Consider the following 22,006-nt stretch of genomic DNA (forward strand, 5'->3'; position numbering starts at 1 on the left):
GAAAAGGTCCAGGTACTAACCCACGTCATTTGAGTTAAATTCATATTTTACCTCCGCAAGCTGGCTGTGAAATAAATGCGCAATATAATTGCGTAAATAAATATTTCGGTATTCAGGTCACAATGTGGCCTACCCTCAAGTCGGGTAAATAAGCGAATCTGTTTTTTTTATTAATTTTCAACCTGGAACGGTTGAAAAGGCACTGCACATTACTTTTTTTCGATCATCGATTCAATAAAATTGCGCTGAAGCTCATTCAGTTCCCACGATGGCGGAATAGTCACATCAGCTTTAGCTTTCGCCTGGTAATAGTGCTTGCCCGATTTACTGCTCTGTCGCAGTTTCTGATCGTGAGTCTGTGGTTGCATCGCTTAACCCCATATACGCCAAATCATCAGAGCAGCAGCAATCCAAAATACCGCTGAGCCAGTGAAGACCGCTAACCAGGCTCTGCGTTTCAGATTGCTGGTACGCTGAACCTTGATGGTTTTATGCCCGAAGCCGGGTTGTACAGATAGTCTGGTAGCCATAGTTTTTGATAATCACTCTCATTGAAAACGATTGTTTGAAGCAATCAGAAATTAGGATGAATCCTAAACATTTTATGAAGCAAAATCCAGTAATTTTTGTTGCGCCGTACGATTAATTGGATTTATCGAATCACATAAACATTATCGGCAGGCTTTAATTAAACTTAAGTCAATTAAATGAGAATTAAGTAAAATTTACCTGGGAAAACCTTACTTAAGATCCAATCATTACTGGAAGTTATTTCATCAGCCCTTATGTTACGCCTCTCTCAATGACTCCTTAACCAGAGTATGAGAATCATCCTGGCGTTACGCAAAGTCAGATCGTAAAAAATGTGTGCTGTTTCTCATTTAAGTAACAACAATGAGAAAACATGTGATTCATGTTTTATTAACTGAAAATTTCTAAAACTTTTATCGTCAGGTTTGACATAAGGGCCAGTCAAAAAAAGGACGCACAATGTGCGTCCCGCTTGACATAAGGCAAATATTCACTTCGGAGACTATTTCGCCGGTAATTTAATGTCTTTAAACATCGCCTCGATGTCTTCGTTAGAGCGTAAGCCGACGGCGGCATCCACCACGTCACGCGTCAAATGGGGCGCGAACCGCTGGATGAAGTCATACATATAGCTACGCAGGAAGGTGCTGCGACGGAAGCCGATTTTGGTGGTGCTGAAACTGAAAACATCCGTTGCTTCAATGCGCACTAAATCCGGGTCAGAAACAGGATCGACGGCCATACTGGCAATAACGCCCACTCCCAGCCCAAGACGGACGTAGGTTTTGATGACGTCGGCATCGGTCGCGGTAAACACAATGCGCGGCGCCAGCCCGGCACGATTGAACGCCGTATCCAGTTCGGAACGGCCGGTGAAACCGAACGTATAGGTCACCAGCGGATACTCTGCCAGCTCTTCAATCGACACTTTCTCCTTGCCCGCCAGCGGATGATCAGGCGTCACGACAATCGCGCGATTCCAGTGGTAACAAGGCAGCATGATGAGATCGTCATAAAGATGCAGCGCTTCGGTGGCAATCGCGAAATCCGCATTCCCCTTCGATACCGCCTCGGCAATCTGCGTGGGCGAGCCCTGATGCATATGCAACGAAACGCGCGGGTAACGCTCAATAAAGCCTTTAATCACGTTTGGCAGCGCATAGCGTGCCTGAGTGTGCGTGGTGGCGACGTACAACGAGCCTTTATCCGGCCAGGTATGCTCACCCGCTACGGATTTGATGGCATCCACCTTCGACAGCACTTCGCGCGCGATACGAATAATTTCCTGGCCTGCTGGTGTCACCTGCGTTAAATGCTTGCCGCTGCGGGCAAAAATCTGGATGCCCAGCTCATCCTCCAGCATACGAACCTGCTTACTGATGCCGGGCTGGGACGTATAAAGCCCTTCTGCCGTCGAAGACACATTAAGGTTATGGTTAACCACTTCAACGATATAACGCAGCTGCTGCAATTTCATCGATCGTTCCGTCCAGGATAGTCTTCAGGAGCAGGGAGTTCGCCCCGCGCGTAATACGATTTGATAATAAAGAAAGGAGTATTAATAACAATTATATCAAATACGAAAAAGATGTATAGCGCAGCGGAGCAGCAGAAAAAAGGGCCAGCATGCTGGCCCTGAGGGTTATTTCTTCGCGGAGCCTTTGGTTGTGACGCTCCATTTGCCATCGGCATAGAATGCCGACCAGCCGGTTGCTTTACCGTCTTTCTCGGTGCTGACATACTGCTGTTTGGTCTTACGGCTGTAACGCACCACGCTTTTGTTGCCATCTTCATCGGCAGCGGGCGCATCCGCAAGATAACGCAGTTTTTCCGGCAGACGATCGCTGAAGCGCTGAAGCTCTTCCACCAGCGGCGCGCGCGTTTCCCTGGATTTGGGGAAAGTATTGGCCGCAAGGAAAACACCCGCCGCGCCGTCGCGCAGCACAAAGTACGCGTCCGACTTCTCGCACGGCAGCTCAGGCAGCGGCACCGGATCTTCTTTCGGCGGCGCCACATCGCCGTTTCGCAGAATTTTCCGGGTATTTTTGCACTCATCGTTGGTGCAGGCCATGTACTTACCGAAACGCCCCATTTTCAGGTGCATCTCAGAACCACACTTTTCACACTCAACGACCGGCCCGTCATAGCCCTTGATACGGAACTCGCCCTGCTCGATTTCATAGCCATCGCAGGAGGGGTTATTACCGCACACATGAATTTTTCGCGTATTATCAATCAGATAGCTGTCCATCGCCGTGCCGCACTTGCTACAACGGCGCCGCGCGCGCAGGGCATTGGTTTCCGCGTCATCACCCTCAAGGATGTTGAGCACTTCATTTTCAGGGATCAGATTGATGGTTTGCTTACAGCGCTCTTTCGGCGGCAACGCGTAGCCGGAACAGCCCAGAAACACGCCGGTGCTGGCGGTGCGAATACCCATTTTGCGTCCGCAGGTCGGGCAGTCAATATCGGTCAGGATCATCTGGTTAGGCGGCATGCCGCCCTCTTCCGGATCTTTGTCCGCGATTTCCAACTGCTGGCTGAAGTCGCTAAAAAACGTATCCAGTACCGCTTTCCATTTCGCCTGGTTATTCGCAACCTGATCGAGGCTGCTTTCCATGTGCGCGGTGAAATCGTAGTTCATCAGCTCGCGGAAGTTGTTTTCCAGCCGATCGGTAACAATTTCGCCCATTTTTTCCGCATAAAAGCGGCGGCTTTCAACGCGAACGTAGCCGCGATCCTGAATCGTGGAAATAATCGACGCATAGGTGGACGGACGACCGATGCCGCGTTTTTCCAGCTCGCGTACCAGCGAGGCTTCACTGAAGCGCGCCGGCGGCTTGGTAAAGTGCTGGCTTGGGTTGAGCTGCACAAGCGTAAGCGTTTCGCCCACGTCAACCTGCGGCAGCGTGCGATCCTCATCGCCTTTACGCAGCGCAGGCATCACCTTCGTCCAGCCATCAAAACGCAGCGTGCGACCGCGCGCCTTAAGTTTAAAATCTCCCGCCGTCACGGTCAGCGTGGTCGAGTCATACTGCGCAGGCATCATCTGGCAGGCCACGAACTGGCGCCAGATCAGCTGATAGAGTTTTTGCGCGTCCGTTTCCATATCTTTCAGATGTTCAGAAAGCACGCCCACATCCGAAGGTCGAATCGCTTCATGCGCTTCCTGCGAATTATCTTTACTGGTGTAGACGTTTGCCGCTTTCGGCAGATATTTGCCGCCAAACTCGTCTTCAATGTAGCCGCGCACCATGCCGATGGCGTCCTGACTGAGGTTGGTGGAATCGGTACGCATATAGGTGATGTGGCCCGCTTCATAGAGCCGCTGCGCCATCATCATCGTTTTCTTCACGCCAAAACCCAGGCGCGTGCTGGCTGCCTGCTGCAACGTGGAGGTAATAAAAGGCGCGCCAGGCTTGCTGCTGGTGGGCTTGTCTTCCCGATCCGCCACCACGTACTTCGCTTTCTCAAGCAGGCTGACCGCTGAGTGCGTCTGTTCGCCGTTGACCGGTCGGAAGGGTTTCTCGCCCTGATGCGTCACTTCCATTGGCAGCGCGATGCCTTTCGCGGTGTTCAGGTCAGCGTGCAGCTCCCAGTACTCTTCCGGGACAAACGCTTTGATTTCGCGCTCGCGCTCTACCACCAGCCGCACGGCAACGGACTGAACGCGCCCCGCCGACAGACCGCGGGCCACTTTCTTCCACAGCAGCGGCGAAACCATGTAGCCAACCACGCGATCCATAAACCGACGTGCCTGCTGCGCATTGACGCGGTCAATATTCAGTTCGCCCGGCTTATCGAACGCCTGACGAATGGCATTTTTTGTTATCTCGTTAAACACCACGCGGCTGAAACGCGAGTCATCACCGCCAATCACTTCCCGCAGGTGCCAGGCAATGGCTTCCCCTTCGCGGTCAAGGTCGGTGGCGAGATAGATGTGATCGGCGTTTTGCGCCAGCGATTTCAGTTCGGCAACAACCTTCTCTTTACCGGGAAGGATTTGATAGTCCGCCTCCCAGCCATGCCAGGGATCGACGCCCATCCGGTTGACCAGCGCCGCCTTCTCGTCTTTTTTGACCTTCGTTTTTGTTTTACTGGTTGTAGAGTCAGCGCTCTTTTTAACCGTTGAACCACTGGTCGGCAAATCACGGATATGACCGACGCTGGATTTCACCACGTAGTCATTTCCAAGGTATTTATTGATTGTTTTGGCCTTTGCCGGGGACTCAACTATTACGAGAGCTTTGCCCATATTTACCTTTACCTGATTGATACATCCGAGTGTAAATGTGCCGTTTGCCCTGAGGCAATCGCGCCGCGTTGTGATATGGCGGCCAGGAAGCAAAACATCAACCCGGCTGTGCCAGCGCCTTCAGCCCCTGCTGGTCATAACGCCAACCTGCTGATTAACGGCACCTTTTACAATCTGCTATCCGCATTCCTTCTGAAGCGTAACGTCATATTTACGCCCGGAACATGAAACGCCCACACTCTACCTGATAAAATCTGTTAAGCAACTTAATTAGCATCTGGCGGTAATTTCTGCCACAGCGCACAATAAAAAGAGCAATCTTCCATCTTGAGCCCGGCGTCTTGTTTTTTTTCAGAGCGCGGACGTAAGATACACGCCGCACACGTACTATAAAGGAGAGAATGCCGTGAATAAGACAGAAGCTATCGATCGCGAAGCGCTGCTGCTTAAAGCGAATGAAATTATTACAGGACATGAACAGTTTTTTGACGGCATGGCGGCAACGGACGTTGAGCAGAATGGCGACATTATTGTTTTTCGTGGCGACTATTTTCTGGATGCCAACGGGCTGCCAACGGAGAAAAGTACGGCGGTGTTTAACGTGTTTAAATTTCTGGCGGTGACGCTTTCCTCCCGCTATCACCTGCAACAGTGACGCCCGCCAGCGCGGGCGTCAGGAGCGTTACAACAGCGGCTTGTCGCCCCGTTGCCACAGCTTAAGCAACAGCCGTTCGGCGCTGCTTGCCGCGCTTTGGGTGAAACGATCGATAACCTTTTTACGCTGCAAGTAGCGCACATTGATCACTTTATGACTGCTGATGCGATCGATAATCAGATCGTCGCTGGTGCCAATGGCATCAATTAACTTTTTCTCCAGCGCCTGGCTGCCAAACCAGTGCTCGCCGGTAGCGACCTGATCCATGTCCAGCACCGGCCGCATCTGATGCACAAACTGCTTAAACAGCTGATGAGTTTCGTTAAGGTCTTCACGAAATTTCTCACGGCCCTGCTCGGTGTTTTCCCCAAACAGCGTCAGCGTGCGCTTATATTCCCCTGCCGTATGCAGCTCCACGTCTATCTCATTACGCTTTAGCAGGCGGTTGAAGTTAGGGATTTGCGCCACAACGCCAATAGAGCCAATGATTGAAAAAGGCGCAGCGACAATGCGATCCGCCACGCAGGCCATCATGTAGCCGCCGCTGGCAGCCACTTTGTCCACCGCGACGGTCAGCCGAATCCCCTTCTGCCGCAGGCGTTGAAGCTGCGAGGCCGCCAGACCATAGCCATGCACCACGCCGCCAGGGCTTTCCAGGCGCAGCAGCACTTCATCCTGCTCTCTGGCGACGGCCAGAACCGCAGAAATCTCTTCGCGTAGCGAATTCACTTCATGCGCGTCCATGCTGCCTTTGAAGTCCATCACATAGAGCGTTGGCGTGCTGCTTTCGGTTTTCACCCCCTGCTTTGCCTGAAGCTTCGCCGCCTTCGCCACGGCTTTGTCTCTCTTTTTCTGCTCTTTATGCCACTGTTTCCGATCGTGATGCTTCATGTGCGCAAGCATCATCTCGTCTTTCATCTCTTTATAGCTTTCGCTGAGATCGGTCAGTTTAAGGCGCCCGGTCTGGCTGCGTTTGCGCATAGCAAGGTTGGCAATCAACATAACAACGATCGCAATAGCGACCACAACGGTGACCGTTTTGGCCAAAAATAAACCATAATAAAAGAGTAATTCCACTCATTCCGCCTTATTTAACTTCCTGGTATTGATCCTGCCAGTGTAGCCGACTCGCTTCATCACGTCGCGTCTATCCTGTGGAGAGAGCACGGTTTACACCCTGGCGGGAAACAGGCTACATTTTACTGTTTTCGGCTTATGACTCACGGCGGGTCAGCCGCCTCACCAGGGAGCAACGTGTGGAATATCAACCTGAACTCAATCTGCTGAACGATCGTATCGTGCTGGTTACCGGTGCCAGCGACGGCATCGGGCGCGAGGCAGCGCTTACCTTTGCCCGCCACGGCGCGCGCCTGCTGCTGCTGGGACGCAACGCGGAGAAACTTCAGCGGGTTGCCGATGACATCGCCGCAAGCGGCGCAGCCCCTGCCGCCGTTTTTGTGCTTGATATGATGCAGGCCACACCCGAGCGCTGCCAGCAGCTTGCCGCAGAGATTGCGCGCCAGGCGCCGCGTCTTGATGGCGTGCTGCATAATGCGGGCCTGCTGGGCGACATTACGCCAGTCGCTGAGCTGGCACCGCAAGTCTGGCAGGATGTGATGCGCGTTAACGTTGACGCCACCTTTTTTCTCACTCAGGCGCTGCTGCCGCTGCTGCTGAAATCGCCTTCCGCCTCACTGATATTCACCAGTTCCAGCGTGGGTCGTCAGGGCCGTGCCGGCTGGGGCGCTTACGCCGTCTCCAAGTTTGCCACCGAAGGCCTGATGCAGGTGCTTGCCGAAGAGTATGCCGACACTTCTCTGCGGGTAAACTGCATCAATCCGGGCGGAACGCGGACGAAAATGCGCGCCAGCGCTTTCCCGCAGGAGGACGCAAACAAGCTGAAAACGCCCGCCGATATCATGCCGCTCTACCTGTGGCTGATGGGCGATGACAGTCGCGACACTACCGGCGGCAGCTTTGACGCACAGCCGAAACGCAAACCGGGAGCGGCGCAATAAATGGCCGACGAGCGTCACCGCCAGCGTCAGCAACGGCTTAAGGAAAAAGTGGATGCGCGCATTGCCGCCGCGACCGTGGCGCGCGGCATTCTGATGGTGTTCACCGGCAACGGCAAGGGTAAAACCACTGCTGCTTTTGGTACGGCGGCGCGCGCGGTAGGCCATCAGCGGCGGGCAGGCGTCATTCAGTTCATCAAAGGAGAGTGGCCCAACGGCGAGCGTAACCTGCTGGAGCCGCATGGCGTTGAGTTTCAGGTCATGGCAACCGGTTTTACCTGGGACACCCAGAACCGTGAAAGTGACACCGCAGCCTGCCTTCAGGTCTGGCAGCATGGCAGACGGATGCTACAGGACGACACGCTGGATTTGGTGATCCTCGATGAACTGACCTATATGGTGAGTTTTGACTATCTGCCGCTGGAAGAGGTGCTGACGGCGCTGGCGAACCGGCCGCCGCAGCAGAGCGTGATCGTGACCGGTCGGGGTTGCCATCGCGATATTCTCGCCATGGCGGACACGGTGACTGAAATGCGCCCGCTCAAACATGCTTTTGACGCAGGCATTCAGGCTCAGCAAGGCATCGACTGGTAAAAAAAGGCGATCGCTCGCCTTTTTCACTAACCGCGTTTACCCGCAGGCTTACCTGCCGGACGGCGGCTACCGCTGACCTGAGTGTGACGCTTAACCGCCCGGCGGATCTGATTCGCCTTGGTGCGGCGGCGATCTTTCTCAACCGCCACTTTCGTGGCGGTTTCCGGCGCCAGCCCCACCAGCTGGCGCAGGTAGTTAACCGGCGCCAGCTCAAGCTCGGTCCAGCCGCCGCGCGGCAGACCTTTCGGCAGCGTGATGTCGCCATAGCGCGTGCGGATCAGACGGCTGACCTGCACACCCACGGATTCCCACAGCCGTCGCACTTCACGATTACGGCCTTCGGTCAACGTCGCGCTGTACCACTGGTTAATGCCTTCGCCGCCGGTAAATTTCAGCGTCTTGAACGAGGCCGGGCCGTCTTCAAGCTGCACGCCTCGGCTCAGTTGCCTGAGCTTCTCCTCATCGACCTGACCAAATACCCGCACGGCATATTCCCGTTCCACTTCGCGGCTGGGATGCATCAGGCGGTTAGCCAGTTCGCCATCGGTCGTAAAGAGCAGTAAACCGCAGGTATTCACGTCCAGACGCCCTACGGCAATCCAGCGCGCGCCGCGCAGTTTAGGCAGGCGATCGAAAACGGTTGGACGACCTTCGGGATCGTTACGCGTGCAGAGCTCACCCTCTGGCTTGTAATACGCCAGCACGCGGCAGATTTCTGCGGTTGATTCAGTAACGGAAACCAGATGACCATCAATACGGATTTTTAACGTTTTATTTGGCTCGACGCGGTCGCCCAGCGTGGCCAGTTTGCCATCGACGCTGATGCGTCCGGCGGAGATCATTGCTTCGATTTCGCGGCGGGAGCCATGTCCGGCGCGCGCTAACACTTTCTGTAACTTTTCGCTCATAGAGCACCCTCTTTGTCGCCTTCCCAGGCGTCATGGTGAAAACAAAATATCTTTTATTTTCAATAACTTAATATGTAACCGCGCTGCTATTATACAGACTTTCCGCCTGGCTGTAACCCTGTTTATCAACGTTAACATGCCGTACTTTTCGACCGGCTAAACGTCACATCGTAATGAGAGCAGCAGAGAGAGGTCTGTTACATGGTTATAAACACCTGTGTATAACGCACGTTATATTGTTGCCTCTTATTTTCCTGGCATCTTCGGGAAGAAAAGGTTTAATCCCGCTTAACTGCGCCACTTAAAAAATAAATAATGATTGCTGATATCAATTGCTGCGATTTGCCGGGCCGTGATTAATAAAAAATAATAAAGTGAATGATTAAAATATTTGCGATAAGTACCAGAACGATCCGCCTGAATCCCTTCCCTCTCTTTAATTTTATGCTGGTATTTGCATAAGATCCTTCGCTAATCGGCGGCATTAACGCAAATCTTCCACCCGCTTCAGGTAGTGGATTGAGTTAACAGCCGATGAATGCCACTTTAAATGAAAACGCTGCATTGGCAATTGATCTCTTTAGTGACTCATATAAACTTTATTTAAGGCGGAGAAACTTCGCTAATAAAATATAAATATCAGTTCGACCATAAATAAAAACTTTAGTGTTTTTTTAATTAAATAACCCCGGAGCATCGCTCCGATAAAAACGCTGATCCCGAATCAGCATCGGCATTCCACGTCATTAATCTTCACCAGGGATTTACCGACGTGACCGACTGAGCGTAATGATGATGAAAAACAAACTTTTTTCAGCGTTAGCATTGCTAACGCTGACCGGCTGCTCCGTGGGAAAATACCAGTACAGCAGCGAAGCAATGAATCGTGTCGATATGAATTTTACCGGCATTCCCACCATTTTGGGCATTGGCACGCTGGGGAGCAGTATTCCCCTGACGGCTGACTACAGCCTTACGGCGGCGCACGTGGCCAGATATTCCGTACAGCGCGTGAAGGCTTACCATCCCTATTGCGATCTGGCGATTATTTATCATAAAAACGATCTGAAATCCCTGCCGAAATTCCGTGAGGGTGCAATTGGCGAGCCGGTTAAAATGTATGGCTACAGCTTTATCAGCGCGATGCCGGTGGAGTCATCAGGCGTTAATCTGGCACTCACCGGTATCAGGAATGACTGGAATAAACGTCCCTGCGTGGCGATGGCCTCAAATGCCGGCGTGGTGAAAGGCATGTCAGGCGGCGCGGTTTATAATAATGATGACACTATTGGCGGAGTGATTGTCGGTTTCAGCACGGAAATCAGGCAGCACAAAGCGTCACCCGCGCCGCTTAAAGACGTCTCGCTTTATATTCCTTATCGTGATTTTAAATCATGGCTGAATAAATCGATCACCTGATAATAACGCGGGTAACGTTCATTTATACCGCCGGATGCCTTCCGGCGGTGGAACGTATTACAGAAAAGGGGTGATATCTCCTGCCCCTTCTCTCACCACGACCGGCGAATTGTCCGTCAGATCGATAACGGTGGTGGGATGCTGCCCCAGATAGCCACCGTGAATAATTAAATCCACCTGTTTACCAATTACGTCCTGAATGGCTTCCGGGTCGGATTCGGTAAAGTCGTTGCCTGGCAAAATCAATGATGTGGACATCATCGGCTCATTAACCGCATTCAGCAGCGCCAGCGCAACAGGATTGGAGGGAACGCGCAGCCCGATAGTTTTGCGCTTCTCGTTCATTAACCGGCGAGGCACCTCTTTGGTCGCTTTTAAAATAAACGTGTAGTTGCCCGGCGTATTATTTTTTATCAGCCTGAAGGCGGTATTATCGACGTGCGCGTAGGTAGAAAGCTCCGATAAGTCGCGGCATACCAGCGTGAAGTGGTGATCGCCGTCCAGCTTTCTGATCTGGCAAATGCGCTCCATGGCGCTTTTATCTTCCAGGCGACAGCCCAACGCGTAACCGGAATCGGTTGGATAGACGATCACGCCGCCTTTATTCAGCATCTCAACCGACTGCTTAATCAGCCGCGGCTGCGGATTTTCGGGATGAATATAGAAAAATTGACTCATTATAAACTCCTGGCTGTCACGCCTGCGGCGCAGCAACCTGAATAATATGTGGAAAGCGGAGCCAGACGGCCTCGACGCCTCCCGGAAGCCACAGGTTTTTACCCAGTTCGATCCACGGGCAGGCCTGATGAAAATCGGAACCCTGCGACGCGGCCAGGTGATAATCCTGCGCATAACGCGCCAGTTGGCTGCGCTCATGCGGTGGCTGCTGACACTGCGCCACCTCCATTGCATCGCCGCCCTCTTCGCTGAAGTGCGCGACCAGGCGCTTCAGCCATTTCGCTGACAATCCGTAGCGTCCGGGATGGGCCAGCACGCTGCGCCCGCCAGAATGATGAACAGCATCAATGGCTTGTTTAATTGTACACCACTGCGGCGGCGCGTAGCCGGTTTTCCCGCGCGCGAGGTAATTTTTAAAGACCTGCGCAATATTTTCTGCCTTTCCCTGCGCCACCAGAAAACGGGCAAAGTGGCCACGGGTTATCGCGCCCCCATCAGCCAGCGCCAGTACGCCTTCCAGCGCACCGGGAATGTGCGCTTTTTCCAGCCGTTCGGCGATCAGTTCTGCGCGCGCCATGCGCCGCTGATGCTGCTCGTGCAAAAAAGCCGTCAAATCAGGGTGGTGTTCGTCCACGCCCAGACCAACAATATGAATTTCATGGTTTTCCCACAGGGTGGAAATTTCCACGCCAGCCACCAGTTGCAGAGGCAGCCCGTCTTTTTCTATTGCCTGACGCGCGGGCGCAATACCGGCGACGGTGTCATGATCGGTTATCGCCAGCACACCCACCCTGCGTGCTACCGCCCTGTTTACCAGTTCATCCGGCGTGAGCATGCCATCAGACGCGCGCGTATGGCTGTGAAGGTCGTAGATCGGAAAAGGGTTGTACGGGAAAGTTTCAGCCAAAACGACTCCGGATGCAGCGGAAAATATCGCAGCATGATAACCAGATTTCATTGGCAGGGAAAAAGAGTATTGACTTTTTTGCCGCGAACCCGTTAACTAGTACGCAAGTTCACGCACAAGGGTATCTGAATCATGATTATCAAAAACAGAATGATGACAGGTTGGTGGCGCACTTCTTCCTGAACGGGCGAAGGCGTCCTGCACGTACCTGAAAGAGTGCAGATACCCAGGCCCGCCAACAGCGGGCTTTTTTTTTGCAAAATTTAGAGAAGTGAGTGTATGCCAAACGTTAAACCTGGAGTGAAACTGATTACCGGTAGCGCCCCTTATCGCGAAGATCCGGCCGCCGTATTCCATCAGCTTTGCGGCGCGCGTCCCGCCACGCTGCTGCTGGAATCCGCTGATATTGACAGCAAACGTAACCTGAAAAGCCTGCTGATTGTTGACAGCGCGCTGCGCATCAACGCGCTGGAGAATGTCGTCACCATTCAGGCGCTCTCGGAAAACGGTCGCGCGCTGCTGCCGCTGCTGGACGAAGCATTGCCGCATGACGTGGTGAATACCGTACGTCCCGATGGCCGCGAACTCCGTTTTTCGCCAAACAGCGAGGTACAGGATGAAGATTCACGTCTGAAGGCCACCTCGGTGTTTGATGCGCTGCGCCTGATCCCGCATCTGGTCAGAAGCCCGGCGGACGAGCGCGAAGCCGTGCTGCTCGGCGGCCTGTTTGCCTATGACCTGGTCGCAGGTTTTGAAGATCTGCCCGCGCTGGCAAATGACCAGCGCTGCCCAGATTACTGCTTCTATCTGGCCGAAACGCTGCTGGTTATCGACCACCAGAGCCGGAGCGCGCGTTTGCAGGCCAGCCTGTTTACCCCGGCACCGGCGGAATTTTTACGGCTGCAAAGCCGTATTGAGCAGATCCACGCGCAGATGCTGCAACCGGCGCCCTCGCTGCCCGTCAAAACCCTTGAAACCATGACGCTGAGTTGTAACCAGAGCGATGAAGCCTACTGCGCGGTGGTTGAAGAGATGCAGGCGGCCATTCGTCAGGGCGAAATTTTTCAGGTCGTGCCGTCGCGCCGCTTTTCGCTGCCCTGCCCGTCGCCGCTGGCGGCGTATGACACGCTGAAAAACAGCAATCCCAGCCCCTACATGTTCTTCATGCAGGACAGCGATTTTCAGCTCTTTGGCGCCTCGCCCGAAAGCTCACTGAAATACGATGCAACCAACCGTCAGATTGAAATCTATCCTATTGCCGGTACGCGTCCGCGCGGCAGGCACGCAGACGGCACGCTGGATCGCGATCTCGACAGCCGCATTGAGCTGGAGATGCGTACCGATCATAAAGAGCTGGCGGAGCATCTGATGCTGGTTGATCTGGCGCGCAACGACCTGGCGCGCATCTGCGAACCGGGCAGCCGTTACGTGGCCGATCTCACCAAAGTTGACCGCTACTCCTTCGTGATGCATCTGGTGTCGCGGGTGGTTGGCACGCTGAGAGAAGATCTTGATGTACTGCATGCCTACCGCGCCTGTATGAACATGGGCACGCTGAGCGGCGCGCCGAAGGTTCGCGCCATGCAGCTCATCGCCAGCGCCGAAGGCACGCGTCGCGGCAGCTACGGCGGCGCGGTGGGTTACTTTACCGCCAGTGGCGATCTGGACACCTGTATCGTTATCCGCTCGGCCTGGGTTGAAGACGGCGTCGCCACCGTCCAGGCCGGCGCGGGCGTGGTGCTGGATTCCGTCCCTCAGGCCGAAGCCGACGAGAGTCGCAACAAGGCGCGCGCGGTACTGCGCGCTATCGCCACTGCGCATCACTGCAAGGAGATTTTCTGATGGCCGATATCCTGCTGCTCGATAATATCGACTCATTCACCTACAACCTCGTCGATCAGCTACGCGCCTTCGGTCATCGCGTGGTGATCTATCGCAATAACGTGCCGACGCAGACGCTGGTTGAGCGTGTTAACACCATGACCCGTCCGGTGCTGTTGCTTTCACCAGGCCCCGGCGCACCTGCCGACGCGGGCTGCATGCCTGAATTATTGCGCCAGCTACGCGGCAAACTGCCGATTATTGGCATCTGTCTGGGGCATCAGGCGATTGTGGAAAGCTATGGTGGCCACGTTGGTCAGGCGGGGGAAATCCTGCACGGTAAAGCCTCTGCCGTCACTCACGACGACTGCGGCATGTTTGCCGGACTGAGCAATCCGCTGCCGGTGGCGCGCTATCACTCGCTGGTCGGCAGCAACGTGCCTGCCGAACTGACGGTCAACGCGACCTTCAATGACATGGTGATGGCCGTGCGTCACGATGGCGATCGCGTGTGCGGCTTTCAGTTCCATCCGGAGTCCATTCTGACCACGCAGGGCGCGCGACTGCTGGAACAAACCATCGCCTGGGCGCTGGCGTAACAGGGAGAATGAAATGAACGTAATTCTGGAAAAGCTTTACCAGGCGAAGACGCTGAGCCAGGCCGAGAGCCACCAGCTATTTTCAGCCATCATTACCGGACAGCTTGAGCCGACGCAGCTCGCCGCCGCGCTGATCGCCATGAAGGTGCGCGGCGAACGTCCCGAAGAGATTGCGGGGGCGGCCACCGCGCTGCTGGAAGACGCAAAACCTTTTCCGCGTCCCGACTACGCTTTTGCCGATATCGTCGGTACCGGCGGCGATGGCAGTAACAGCATCAATATTTCCACCGCCAGCGCTTTTGTGGCGTCGGCCTGCGGCCTGAAGGTTGCCAAGCACGGTAACCGCAGCGTCTCCAGCAAATCCGGTTCTTCCGATCTGCTGGCGGCGTTTGGCATCAGTCTGGATCTGCCTGCGGACGAGGCGCGTAAGGCGCTGGATGAGCTGGATGTCTGTTTCCTGTTCGCGCCGCAGTATCACAGCGGTTTTCGCCACGCCATGCCGGTGCGCCAGCAGTTAAAAACCCGCACCCTGTTCAACGTGCTTGGCCCGCTGATCAATCCGGCCCGCCCGCCGCTGGCGGTGATCGGCGTTTACAGTCCGGAGCTGGTGTTGCCGATTGCGCAGACGCTGAAAGTGCTGGGTTACCAGCGCGCTGCGGTGGTGCACGGCGGCGGAATGGACGAAGTGGCGCTGCACAGCGCCACGCACGTGGCCGAACTGCGCGAAGGCGAAATCACGCATTATCAGCTTACGCCGGAAGATTTTGGCCTGAGCTTTCATCCGCAGGAGGCGCTGGCAGGCGGTTCGCCGGAAGAAAATCGTGACATTCTGACCCGATTACTTCAGGGTAAGGGCGAACGCGCCCATGAAGAAGCCGTCGCCGTGAACGTTGCGCTGCTGTTGAAAATTTTCGGTCACGAAGACCTCCGTGAAAATGCGCAACACGCACTTCGCGTCATTCGCAGCGGCAAAGCTTATGAACGCGTTGTGGCACTGGCAGCAAGAGGATAATCATGCAGGATACCGTACTCGCTAAAATTGTTCAGGACAAAGCGGTCTGGCTGGCAGCGCGTCAGCAAGCGCAGCCGCTCTCTTCATTTCAGGATGAGGTTACGCCCTCGACCCGCAGCTTTTATGATGCGCTTGCAGGCACGCGTACCGTGTTCATTCTTGAGTGTAAGAAGGCTTCGCCGTCAAAAGGGCTGATCCGTGAAGATTTCGATCCGGCCACTATCGCCGGTGTTTATAAGGACTACGCGTCGGCAATATCCGTACTCACCGATGAGAAGTATTTCCAGGGCAGCTTCGACTTTCTGCCGGTGGTCAGCGCTGCCGTCACCCAGCCGGTGTTGTGTAAGGATTTTATTATCGATCCTTATCAGATTTACCTGGCGCGTTACCATCAGGCCGATGCGATCCTGCTGATGCTGTCAGTGTTGAATGATGAACAGTATCGCCAGCTCGCCGCCGTCGCGCACAGCCTGGAGATGGGCATACTCACTGAAGTGATCAGTGATGAGGAGCTGGCTCGCGCCACGGCGCTCGGCGCGAAAGTTGTCGGTATTAACAATCGCGACCTGCGCGATCTGTCGATTGACCTTGACCGCACCCGCCGTCTCGCGCCGAAAATGGCGCACGGCGTTACCGTGATCAGCGAATCCGGCATTAACAGCTACGCGCAGGTGCGCGAACTCAGCCATTTTGCGAACGGCTTTTTAATTGGCTCGGCGCTGATGTCAGAAGACGATCTGGCCGCCGCCGTTCGCCGCGTCATGCTCGGCGACAACAAGGTTTGCGGCCTGACCCGCCCGGAAGATGCACGTAGCGCGCTGGACGCCGGCGCGATTTACGGCGGATTGATTTTCGCTGAAGGATCTCCGCGTCAGGTTGATACGGAAAAAGCGCGCGCGGTGATCGGCGGAGCAAAGCTTAAATACGTCGGCGTGTTTCGTCATAACGCACCCGGTGACGTTGTCACTATTGCAACCGACCTTAAGCTGCATGCCGTTCAGTTACACGGTCAGGAAGACCGCCAGTATGTTGCTGAACTGCGCGCCGCGCTGCCGCCTGAAATAAAAATCTGGAAGGCGTTCAGTATCGATGACGCTCTGCCTGCGCGTGACTGGCCGCACGTCGATCGCTACGTCTTTGATAACGGTCAGGGCGGCAGCGGCAGACGCTTTGACTGGGCGCTGTTGCAGGGCCAGAGGCTGGATAACGTGCTGCTGGCCGGCGGCCTGGCCGCCGACAACTGCGTGGAAGCCGCCCGGCTTGGCTGCGCCGGACTGGATTTTAATTCAGGCGTGGAAAGCGCTCCCGGCATTAAAGATGCGTCGAAAATTGCCTCCGTGTTTCAAACGCTGAAGGCTTACTGACTCCTGAAGCAGGCCCGGCCTGCTTCCTGCTGGAAAAGAGAAACGACTATGACCTTACTCAATCCCTATTTTGGTGAATTCGGCGGCATGTACGTGCCGCAGATTCTGATGCCGGCCCTGCGCCAGCTCGAAGAAGCCTTTGTCAGCGCCCAGCGCGATGCGGAATTTCAGGCTGAATTCAGCGATCTGCTGAAAAACTACGCCGGTCGTCCCACCGCCCTGACCCGCTGCCAGAACCTGACAAAAGGCACCCGCACCCGTCTTTACCTGAAGCGCGAAGACCTGCTGCACGGCGGCGCGCATAAAACCAATCAGGTGCTGGGACAGGCACTGCTGGCGAAGCGCATGGGCAAAAAAGAGATAATCGCTGAAACGGGCGCCGGACAGCACGGCGTGGCCTCCGCCCTGGCCAGCGCGCTGCTGGGCCTGAAGTGCCGCATTTACATGGGCGCGAAAGACATTGAGCGCCAGTCGCCAAACGTCTTCAGAATGCGCCTGATGGGCGCCGAGGTGATCCCGGTGCACAGCGGCTCGGCCACGTTGAAAGATGCCTGCAACGAAGCGCTGCGCGACTGGTCCGGCAGCTACGACACGGCGCACTATATGCTTGGCACCGCCGCCGGCCCGCATCCCTTCCCGACCATCGTGCGTGAGTTTCAGCGAATGATTGGTGAAGAAACCAAAGCGCAGATACTGGAAAGAGAAGGTCGTTTGCCGGATGCGGTTATCGCCTGCGTGGGCGGCGGCTCAAACGCTATCGGCATGTTCGCCGATTTTATTGATGACGCCAACGTCGGGCTGATCGGCGTTGAGCCGGCAGGCCACGGCATCGAAACCGGCGAGCACGGCGCGCCACTCAAGCACGGTCGCGTGGGGATCTATTTCGGTATGAAGGCGCCGATGATGCAGACGGAGGACGGGCAGATTGAGGAGTCCTACTCCATTTCCGCCGGGCTGGATTTCCCTTCGGTCGGCCCGCAGCACGCGCACCTGAACAGCACGGGTCGCGCAGAGTATGTCTCTGTTACCGATGACGAGGCGCTGGACGCATTCAAGATCCTGTGTCGCAGCGAAGGCATAATCCCTGCGCTGGAGTCGTCTCATGCGCTGGCCCACGCGCTGAAAATGATGCGTGAGAACCCGGAAAAAGAGCAGCTGCTGGTGGTTAACCTTTCCGGTCGCGGCGACAAAGACATCTTTACCGTTCACGATATTCTGACTGCGAAGGGAGAAATCTGATGGAACGTTATGAACAGCTGTTCAAACGCCTGCGCGCTAATAACGAAGGTGCCTTTGTTCCTTTTGTGACGCTGGGCGATCCCTCACCCGAGATCTCTTTGCAAATCATCGATGCGCTGATTGAAGGCGGCGCGGACGCGCTGGAACTGGGCATCCCCTTTTCCGATCCGCTGGCCGACGGCCCCACGATCCAAAATGCCACCCTACGCGCTTTTGCTGCGGGCGTGACACCGTCACATTGTTTTGAGATCCTGAAAACCGTGCGGCAGAAGCATCCAGAGATCCCGATTGGCCTGCTGATGTACGCCAATCTGGTTTTCTCAAACGGCGTGGATAACTTTTATGCACGCTGTCAGGAAGCGGGCGTGGATTCGGTGTTGATTGCCGACGTGCCGGTTGAAGAGTCGGCCGCTTTCCGCCAGTCGGCGATGCGCCATAACATCGCGCCGATCTATATCTGCCCACCCAACGCCGATGACGAGCTGTTGCGTGAAATTGCGTCGCACGGCCGTGGTTACACCTATCTGCTGTCACGTGCGGGCGTGACCGGTGCGGAAACGCGCGCCAGCCTGCCTTTGCAGCATCTGGTTGAGAAGCTGAGCGAGTATCATGCTGCACCGCCGCTTCAGGGTTTTGGCATCTCTGAGCCTTCTCAGGTCAAAGAAGCGCTTAACGCAGGCGCAGCGGGCGCCATCTCCGGCTCCGCTATCGTTAAAATTATCGAGCGCAATCACGCCAACCCGCCGGAAATGCTGGCTGAACTGACCGCTTTTGTCAGCAATTTGAAAGCCGCCACGCGTTAATTTCCTCTCGCGCCTTAGCGACTCCGTTAAGGCGCTATTTTTCTGTTCTTTTTTAGTGCCAGCAAATTGATTAATTCGCTATCGTCGCTAACACTCTACGAGTGACAGAACAGTTCTGTCCGACCGGCACATGCCAATTATTAATGACAGGGAGATTGACAATGAAGTTGTTTAAAGTTCTGACGGGTGTGGTGATTGCGGCAGCAGTAGCATTGACGGTCGCCTGTGCGCCAACAGCAACAAAAGAAGGTACTGGCGGTTATCTGGACGACACGGTTATCACCACCAAGGTGAAAGGCGAGTTAATTAAGGACGATATGCTTAAATCCACTGAGATCAACGTTGAAACCTTTAAAGGTCGCGTACAGCTGAGCGGATTTGTCAGTTCACCACAGATGGCTAATCGCGCGGTGCAGATCACCCGTAGCGTGAAAGGCGTTAATGCGGTAACTAACAAAATGCAGATTAAGTAAATCTGACAGACGTTATACAGGCGCACAGAGTGCGCCTTTTTTTATGGCTGACGATCAGAAACGATAGCCTGCGCCAAAGAAGAAGACGAACGGATTAATGTGAGTATCAATGCTCTGCCGCTCGCCGCCCGCATCAAAGCTGACTTTGGTATCAATATCCATGTACCAGACGGAGGCATTGATCATCCAGTCTGGCGTGAGTTGATAATCCAGCCCTACCTGACCCGCCACGCCCCACGAGTTTTTCACGCTCAAATTGCTTAAGCCCGCATCGCGACCGGTTTGATTAAAATCTTCATCGTAAAACATGGTGTAGTTAACGCCGATACCGGCGTAAGGCTGCCATTTGCTGGCGCCGTCCATAAAGTACCACTGCGCCATCAGAGTGGGCGGCAGTTGACGCACCGTGGCCAGCGTGCCGGTAGATTCCAGCCCCACTTTATGGCGGAACGGCGTGGCGCCGAGGAGTTCAACCCCCACGTGGTCGGTCGCCATCCAGGTAAAGGTCAGCCCCAGTTGAGTATTGTTGCTGACGTCAAATTCGCCTAACCCGAGCACGTCATCGGAACCACCGGTTGGCCGCACGGTGGCAGAACCTGCCCGCATAAAGAAATCGCCCGCTTCATGGGCGGATGCCACAACGGGTAACAGAGTAACCACAGCCAGCGCCAGTGCTTTCAGTTTCATCCTTCACTCCTTTGCAAATTTGCTATGAAAGTTTGATTTGGTAGTTATTGGCCGTACTTTTACATGGGTTATTCAAAAAGATCATCCAAATCAATTTTTTCGAATCCCTTAAAAAACATAGAGTTGATTTAGATCAACTTACCCACTTCTACCTCTAAAGAATTAACCCTGTTGCAGGAAACAGGGCAGCGGACTATTTTCATATTTCTTACTGGTGATGTTGGTTCGAAGCCTCAGGAGGGGTGGACAATCAGATGAGCGACTCTCTTAATCCATGCATCAGTTGCGGCGCCTGCTGCGCACATTTTCGCGTCTCTTTTTACTGGTCAGAAGCTGACGACGGCGGCGGCGTTGTTCCGGCTGAACTGACCGAGCCTTTAAATCTTTTTATGCGCAACATGCGCGGCACCAACGCGCGTTCGCCTCGCTGCGTGGCGTTAAAGGGGGAGCCAGGAGGCTGCGTTTCATGCGGGATTTATGAAAACCGGCCCACTCCCTGCCGCGAGTTCGCCCGTGCGGGTGAAAACGGTGAAGCGAATGAAGCGTGCGATCGCGCCCGGGCACGCTACGGACTGCCGCCGCTTTTTGCAGCACTATCGCCTTCTTTAATCGAAAGTTATGTAAGTCAGGGTGCCAGGTTAGCGTCAGACAATGTACAATCGCTCGATCGTTAATACAGGCTTTTCAAGGAGTGTACATGTCAATCACGGCGGGATCGCTTTACCGTGACACCGGGAATTTTTTACGCCATCAGCTTATTACTATCGTGCTGATGGCGCTGTTAACCTCATTCATCACCGTTATTATTGGCCACGCATTAACCCCCGAAGCCGGACAGCTCTCTCTGATGACCGAAGGCAACAGCGGTTCCAGCCTGCTGGAAATGGTACAGAATATGACGCCGGAGCAGCAGCAGGTGCTGCTGCGCGCATCGGCTGCGGGTACCTTCGCCTCACTGTTGGGCAACACCCTGCTGTTGGGGGGCATGCTGTGCCTGCTGCCGATGGTTTCCGCCGGGCAGCGCGTCAGCGCGCTACGCGCGATCGGCGCATCTGCGCCCATGCTGCTGCGTCTGCTGTTGCTGGTGTTTTTGATGACGCTGGCGGTGCAGATTGGCTTTATGGTCGTGGTGGTGCCGGGGATTGCGATGGCGATTTTGCTGTCGCTGGCGCCGGTGATCATGAGCACCGAAAAAGTCGGCGTATTTGCGGCCATGCGCACCAGCATCCGTCTGGCGTGGCGTCAGGTCAGGCTGGTTGCGCCGGCGGTAGCCGTCTGGCTGCTGGCGAAGGTGGCGGTGCTGTTGCTGGCCTCCTCGTTGACCGTGTTGCCTGCCAATGTGGCTTCAGTAGTGCTTAACGCGCTCAGCAACCTCATTTCGGCCATACTGATTATCTACTTATATCGCCTTTATATGCTGTTACGTTAATGCAGTTTTGGCTCTGTCTGGTATCTGGAAGCCCTTATGAAGCAATTACTTGATTTTCTTCCGCTGGTGGTATTTTTTGTCTTTTATAAGCTGTATGACATTTTTGTCGCCTCCGGCGCGCTGATCGTCGCCACCGCGCTTGCGCTGGTGGCAAGCTGGGTGCTGTATCGTAAAGTGGAAAAAATGACCATCGTCACCTTCGTGCTGGTGGCCGTGTTCGGCACGCTGACGCTGGTTTTCCATAACGATGAATTCATCAAGTGGAAAGTAACCGTTATCTATACGCTGTTCGCTGCCGCACTGGTGTTCAGCCAGTTCTGGATGAAACAGCCGCTGATCCAGACCATGCTGGGTAAAGAGCTGACGCTGCCTGCCCTTGCGTGGCGAAGGCTGAACGTGGCCTGGGCAATCTTTTTTCTCGCCTGTGGTCTGGCAAATATTTATGTGGCGTTCTGGATGCCGCAGGAAATCTGGGTCAATTTTAAAGTCTTTGGTTTAACCGGCCTCACGCTGCTGTTCACGCTGTTCAGCGGGGTCTATATCTACCGTCTGATGCCGCAAGAAGAAAAATAGTCACCATGCCCGGCCACTCGCCGGGCTTTTTTTATTTTTACCGG

Annotated in this window: 21 protein-coding genes, 1 pseudogene and 1 other annotated feature; of the genes and pseudogenes, 13 read left to right on the forward strand and 9 right to left on the reverse strand. The window is 54.7% G+C overall.

Features of this window, described 5'->3' with window-relative positions; genetic code table 11:
• Positions 1-209 precede the first annotated feature (209 nt).
• From FA91_RS21005 to topA, 4 genes are all read right to left on the reverse strand, one after another.
• A complete protein-coding gene (locus FA91_RS21005; protein ID WP_156103071.1) occupies positions 210-368 on the reverse strand; it encodes a hypothetical protein in 159 nt (52 codons plus the stop codon).
• Between the two features lie 3 nt (positions 369-371).
• On the reverse strand, positions 372-530 hold the full coding sequence (locus FA91_RS20500) for a YmiA family putative membrane protein (RefSeq protein ID WP_072016914.1): 159 nt from the start codon (positions 528-530) through the stop codon (positions 372-374).
• 503 nt (positions 531-1,033) lie between these two features.
• Positions 1,034-2,008, reverse strand: a complete 975-nt coding sequence (gene cysB / locus FA91_RS09620) for an HTH-type transcriptional regulator CysB (protein WP_034915102.1) — start codon at positions 2,006-2,008, stop codon at positions 1,034-1,036.
• Positions 2,009-2,173: 165 nt separating this feature from the next.
• Positions 2,174-4,786, reverse strand: coding sequence for a type I DNA topoisomerase (gene topA, locus FA91_RS09625; protein WP_034915106.1), 2,613 nt, complete (start codon positions 4,784-4,786; stop codon positions 2,174-2,176).
• Between the two features lie 406 nt (positions 4,787-5,192).
• Here topA and FA91_RS09630 point away from each other — a divergent pair, with 406 nt between their 5' ends.
• A complete protein-coding gene (locus FA91_RS09630; protein ID WP_034915107.1) occupies positions 5,193-5,441 on the forward strand; it encodes a DUF2498 family protein in 249 nt (82 codons plus the stop codon).
• Between the two features lie 27 nt (positions 5,442-5,468).
• On the opposite strand, the gene sohB is transcribed toward FA91_RS09630, so the two are convergent.
• Positions 5,469-6,518: a protease SohB gene (gene sohB / locus FA91_RS09635; RefSeq protein ID WP_034915111.1), complete on the reverse strand. Its 1,050-nt coding sequence runs from the start codon at positions 6,516-6,518 to the stop codon at positions 5,469-5,471.
• 179 nt (positions 6,519-6,697) lie between these two features.
• Between sohB and FA91_RS09640 the strand changes: the two genes are divergently transcribed.
• Complete coding sequence (locus FA91_RS09640) at positions 6,698-7,459, forward strand: YciK family oxidoreductase (RefSeq protein WP_034915113.1); 762 nt, start codon at positions 6,698-6,700, stop codon at positions 7,457-7,459.
• Positions 7,460-8,050 carry a cob(I)yrinic acid a,c-diamide adenosyltransferase gene (cobO, locus tag FA91_RS09645; RefSeq protein ID WP_034915114.1) on the forward strand — a complete coding sequence of 197 codons (591 nt, stop codon included), beginning with the start codon at positions 7,460-7,462 and terminating at the stop codon, positions 8,048-8,050.
• 26 nt (positions 8,051-8,076) lie between these two features.
• Here the strand turns inward: cobO and rluB are convergent, their stop codons facing one another.
• The gene (gene rluB, locus FA91_RS09650; protein ID WP_034915117.1) at positions 8,077-8,958 is read right to left on the reverse strand and encodes a 23S rRNA pseudouridine(2605) synthase RluB; all 882 of its coding nucleotides are present in this window, start codon (positions 8,956-8,958) and stop codon (positions 8,077-8,079) included.
• A 795-nt stretch (positions 8,959-9,753) separates the two neighbouring features.
• Between rluB and FA91_RS09655 the strand changes: the two genes are divergently transcribed.
• Positions 9,754-10,377, forward strand: coding sequence for a trypsin-like peptidase domain-containing protein (locus FA91_RS09655; RefSeq protein ID WP_034919178.1), 624 nt, complete (start codon positions 9,754-9,756; stop codon positions 10,375-10,377).
• A 57-nt stretch (positions 10,378-10,434) separates the two neighbouring features.
• On the opposite strand, the gene FA91_RS09660 is transcribed toward FA91_RS09655, so the two are convergent.
• Together FA91_RS09660 and FA91_RS09665 are read right to left on the reverse strand one after the other, a co-directional pair.
• Positions 10,435-11,055 carry an L-threonylcarbamoyladenylate synthase gene (locus FA91_RS09660; protein ID WP_034915120.1) on the reverse strand — a complete coding sequence of 207 codons (621 nt, stop codon included), beginning with the start codon at positions 11,053-11,055 and terminating at the stop codon, positions 10,435-10,437.
• Positions 11,056-11,071: 16 nt separating this feature from the next.
• On the reverse strand, positions 11,072-11,962 hold the full coding sequence (locus FA91_RS09665; RefSeq protein ID WP_034915121.1) for a PHP domain-containing protein: 891 nt from the start codon (positions 11,960-11,962) through the stop codon (positions 11,072-11,074).
• Between the two features lie 156 nt (positions 11,963-12,118).
• Positions 12,119-12,217: a sequence feature (Trp leader region), on the forward strand.
• 24 nt (positions 12,218-12,241) lie between these two features.
• Between FA91_RS09665 and FA91_RS09670 the strand changes: the two genes are divergently transcribed.
• From FA91_RS09670 to FA91_RS09700, 6 genes and pseudogenes are all read left to right on the forward strand, one after another.
• Complete coding sequence (locus FA91_RS09670; RefSeq protein WP_034915123.1) at positions 12,242-13,804, forward strand: anthranilate synthase component 1; 1,563 nt, start codon at positions 12,242-12,244, stop codon at positions 13,802-13,804.
• A pseudogene (trpD, locus tag FA91_RS21360) lies at positions 13,804-15,394 on the forward strand (bifunctional anthranilate synthase glutamate amidotransferase component TrpG/anthranilate phosphoribosyltransferase TrpD). Before FA91_RS09670 ends, trpD begins: the two are co-directional and overlap by 1 nt.
• A gap of 2 nt (positions 15,395-15,396) precedes the next feature.
• A complete protein-coding gene (gene trpCF, locus FA91_RS09685) occupies positions 15,397-16,758 on the forward strand; it encodes a bifunctional indole-3-glycerol-phosphate synthase TrpC/phosphoribosylanthranilate isomerase TrpF (RefSeq protein ID WP_034915131.1) in 1,362 nt (453 codons plus the stop codon).
• Positions 16,759-16,806: 48 nt separating this feature from the next.
• Positions 16,807-17,997: a tryptophan synthase subunit beta gene (gene trpB, locus FA91_RS09690; protein ID WP_034915133.1), complete on the forward strand. Its 1,191-nt coding sequence runs from the start codon at positions 16,807-16,809 to the stop codon at positions 17,995-17,997.
• Positions 17,997-18,800 carry a tryptophan synthase subunit alpha gene (gene trpA, locus FA91_RS09695; RefSeq protein WP_034915135.1) on the forward strand — a complete coding sequence of 268 codons (804 nt, stop codon included), beginning with the start codon at positions 17,997-17,999 and terminating at the stop codon, positions 18,798-18,800. The genes trpB and trpA overlap by 1 nt, the downstream gene beginning before the upstream one ends.
• Before the next feature lie 161 nt (positions 18,801-18,961).
• Complete coding sequence (locus tag FA91_RS09700; RefSeq protein ID WP_034915137.1) at positions 18,962-19,273, forward strand: BON domain-containing protein; 312 nt, start codon at positions 18,962-18,964, stop codon at positions 19,271-19,273.
• A 54-nt stretch (positions 19,274-19,327) separates the two neighbouring features.
• Here the strand turns inward: FA91_RS09700 and ompW are convergent, their stop codons facing one another.
• Positions 19,328-19,960: an outer membrane protein OmpW gene (gene ompW / locus FA91_RS09705; protein WP_034915140.1), complete on the reverse strand. Its 633-nt coding sequence runs from the start codon at positions 19,958-19,960 to the stop codon at positions 19,328-19,330.
• Between the two features lie 254 nt (positions 19,961-20,214).
• Between ompW and FA91_RS09710 the strand changes: the two genes are divergently transcribed.
• From FA91_RS09710 to FA91_RS09720, 3 genes are read left to right on the forward strand one after another with little or no spacing between them, the layout of a single operon-like run.
• Positions 20,215-20,634 carry a YkgJ family cysteine cluster protein gene (locus FA91_RS09710; RefSeq protein ID WP_034915142.1) on the forward strand — a complete coding sequence of 140 codons (420 nt, stop codon included), beginning with the start codon at positions 20,215-20,217 and terminating at the stop codon, positions 20,632-20,634.
• Between the two features lie 23 nt (positions 20,635-20,657).
• Positions 20,658-21,389: a YciC family protein gene (locus FA91_RS09715; protein ID WP_034915146.1), complete on the forward strand. Its 732-nt coding sequence runs from the start codon at positions 20,658-20,660 to the stop codon at positions 21,387-21,389.
• Between the two features lie 36 nt (positions 21,390-21,425).
• Positions 21,426-21,962 (forward strand): septation protein A, encoded by a 537-nt coding sequence (locus FA91_RS09720; protein ID WP_034915148.1) that lies wholly within the window; start codon positions 21,426-21,428, stop codon positions 21,960-21,962.
• Positions 21,963-22,006 lie beyond the last annotated feature (44 nt).

Origin of the sequence: Erwinia sp. 9145 (assembly GCF_000745075.1) — a bacterium.
GTDB lineage: Bacteria > Pseudomonadota > Gammaproteobacteria > Enterobacterales > Enterobacteriaceae > Erwinia > Erwinia oleae.

Excerpts from the sequence above, each read along its gene's own strand:
- FA91_RS21005 (WP_156103071.1), bottom strand. The coding sequence starts at position 368 with ATGCAACCACAGACTCACGATCAGAAACTGCGACAGAGCAGTAAATCG.
- FA91_RS09720 (WP_034915148.1), top strand. The coding sequence starts at position 21,426 with ATGAAGCAATTACTTGATTTTCTTCCGCTGGTGGTATTTTTTGTCTTT.
- FA91_RS09700 (WP_034915137.1), top strand. The coding sequence starts at position 18,962 with ATGAAGTTGTTTAAAGTTCTGACGGGTGTGGTGATTGCGGCAGCAGTA.
- FA91_RS09715 (WP_034915146.1), top strand. The coding sequence starts at position 20,658 with ATGTCAATCACGGCGGGATCGCTTTACCGTGACACCGGGAATTTTTTA.
- trpCF (WP_034915131.1), top strand. The coding sequence starts at position 15,397 with ATGCAGGATACCGTACTCGCTAAAATTGTTCAGGACAAAGCGGTCTGG.
- cysB (WP_034915102.1), bottom strand. The coding sequence starts at position 2,008 with ATGAAATTGCAGCAGCTGCGTTATATCGTTGAAGTGGTTAACCATAAC.
- FA91_RS09710 (WP_034915142.1), top strand. The coding sequence starts at position 20,215 with ATGAGCGACTCTCTTAATCCATGCATCAGTTGCGGCGCCTGCTGCGCA.
- trpB (WP_034915133.1), top strand. The coding sequence starts at position 16,807 with ATGACCTTACTCAATCCCTATTTTGGTGAATTCGGCGGCATGTACGTG.
- trpA (WP_034915135.1), top strand. The coding sequence starts at position 17,997 with ATGGAACGTTATGAACAGCTGTTCAAACGCCTGCGCGCTAATAACGAA.
- ompW (WP_034915140.1), bottom strand. The coding sequence starts at position 19,960 with ATGAAACTGAAAGCACTGGCGCTGGCTGTGGTTACTCTGTTACCCGTT.
- FA91_RS09670 (WP_034915123.1), top strand. The coding sequence starts at position 12,242 with ATGCCAAACGTTAAACCTGGAGTGAAACTGATTACCGGTAGCGCCCCT.
- topA (WP_034915106.1), bottom strand. The coding sequence starts at position 4,786 with ATGGGCAAAGCTCTCGTAATAGTTGAGTCCCCGGCAAAGGCCAAAACA.
- FA91_RS20500 (WP_072016914.1), bottom strand. The coding sequence starts at position 530 with ATGGCTACCAGACTATCTGTACAACCCGGCTTCGGGCATAAAACCATC.
- FA91_RS09660 (WP_034915120.1), bottom strand. The coding sequence starts at position 11,055 with ATGAGTCAATTTTTCTATATTCATCCCGAAAATCCGCAGCCGCGGCTG.
- rluB (WP_034915117.1), bottom strand. The coding sequence starts at position 8,958 with ATGAGCGAAAAGTTACAGAAAGTGTTAGCGCGCGCCGGACATGGCTCC.
- cobO (WP_034915114.1), top strand. The coding sequence starts at position 7,460 with ATGGCCGACGAGCGTCACCGCCAGCGTCAGCAACGGCTTAAGGAAAAA.
- FA91_RS09655 (WP_034919178.1), top strand. The coding sequence starts at position 9,754 with ATGAAAAACAAACTTTTTTCAGCGTTAGCATTGCTAACGCTGACCGGC.